Here is a 1,584-nt window from a genome sequence, read left to right on the forward strand (position 1 = left end):
TACACGCTGTTCACCCCCGAGGCGGACGAACTGATCCGCCAGGCCGGCTGGACCGACCTAGTCTTCTGCGGGATCGCCACCGAGAGCTGCGTCCTGAAATCCGCCGCCGATGCCTTCGAGCGCGACTACACACCCTGGATCGTCACCGACGCCTGCGCCACCGACGCCGGCCCGGACGTCCACGACGCCGGCCTCGTCGTCGCCCGCCGCCTGATCGGATCCAGCCAACTCGTCACCACCGATCATGTGGTGGGGCAACTCACTGCGTATTCAGGGGCGCCGGTGCTGGAATAGCCCCATGGCCGACACCTCGCCCCGCACCGGTTCGCCCGCATCCCAGGACACCGACCTGATCATCGTCGGAGGCGGGCCGGCCGGGTGCGCCGCCGCCCGCATGGCCGCGGGCGTCGGTATGCGTTCGGTCCTGGTCGAGCCGGACACGCTGTGCCGCAATCTCTACCGCATCGGGGCCCTGAACAATGCCCTCGGCGGTCACACCAGCGGCCCCGCGCTTGCCGACGCCATTACCGCCGAGCTGAAGAGCACGGAGCTGTGCCGCCTGGAACTCGGCCGCCGCGTAGTCGAACTCCGTGCCGAGGACGACAATGTCACCGTCACCCTGAATACCGGTACCCGCCTGGCTGCCCCGTACGCAGTCGTCGCCACCGGCGTCGGCCCCCTCCAGCCCCATGATGTCCCCTGGATCACCGCTCCCAGCGGCCTCATCTTGCCCCCGCTCTGGCAGGCCGACGCGGACGACGCCCAGGGCCGCACTCTCCTCGTCCTTGGTGGTGACCGCCCGATCGGTACTTTCCTCCGTGCCCACCCGGACACCGACACCCGCCTGCTCGTCGCCTACCCGGAGGCGGACGTGTACAAGGTCGAGGAGATCCGCGACGACCCCCACGTCACGCTCTTGCCCGTCGCGCACCTGACTCTGCGCACTTCCGAAAAGAGCTCGGCAACAGCGGACTTGGTGGGCCAGGACGGCGCGCGGCGCGTGGTCACCGCAGACGCCACGTACGTGAGCATTGGGAACGCACCGGCGGCCCCGTCCGGTGATCTCGTCCGAAGCGCCGACGGCTACGCCCCGCCCGCCGGCCAGCACCCCCGCATCATCGTGGCCGGAGACCTGCGCTCTGCCCGCTTCCAGCGGATCATGACGGCCTTGGGCTCCGGCAGCGAGGCCGCGCTGCGTGCCTACTACGCTGCCCGAGACCTATCGCTGCCCTCGTGAACCTCGGGCAGCCGACGGGTGATCTCCCCCTCGCCCGTGTCCCGGCCCAGCGCAGTCGACGGGCCACGTGGATCACGGCTGTGGAGCGGGCAGCGGCTGCGTCCGTCCTGGGTTGCACTCCGTGAGAGGTGGGCCTGTGTTTCCCGTGCTCTCAAGTGACGCGCCGCTACGGACGCAACGCGGCGATGGCGTGCGGCAGCTGCCGCTCCCAGGCTGATTCGAGGCCGGTTCAGTGTCAGAGGGGCAACTGCAACCACCAACGTCGAAGGCCCCCGCAGCAAGCTGCGGGGGCCTTCGACGTATTGCCCGGTGAGAGCAATGGCGGAGGATACGAGATTCGAACTCGT

At 69.4% G+C, this 1,584-nt stretch carries 2 protein-coding genes; both read left to right on the forward strand.

The window, feature by feature from the left end; genetic code table 11:
- Positions 1–294: isochorismatase family protein (locus AB0I52_RS32800; RefSeq protein ID WP_363078818.1), on the forward strand; the 294-nt coding region annotated here is incomplete at its 5' end.
- A gap of 4 nt (positions 295–298) precedes the next feature.
- Positions 299–1,237 carry an FAD-dependent oxidoreductase gene (locus AB0I52_RS32805; RefSeq protein ID WP_363078820.1) on the forward strand — a complete coding sequence of 313 codons (939 nt, stop codon included), beginning with the start codon at positions 299–301 and terminating at the stop codon, positions 1,235–1,237.
- Positions 1,238–1,584: the final 347 nt, after the last annotated feature.

The sequence above is a fragment of the Streptomyces sp. NPDC050423 genome (assembly GCF_040655445.1).
GTDB lineage: Bacteria > Actinomycetota > Actinomycetes > Streptomycetales > Streptomycetaceae > Streptomyces.

What these genes read in the sequence shown, in the direction of transcription:
- AB0I52_RS32805 (WP_363078820.1), top strand. Translation starts at nt 299, where the DNA reads ATGGCCGACACCTCGCCCCGCACCGGTTCGCCCGCATCCCAGGACACC.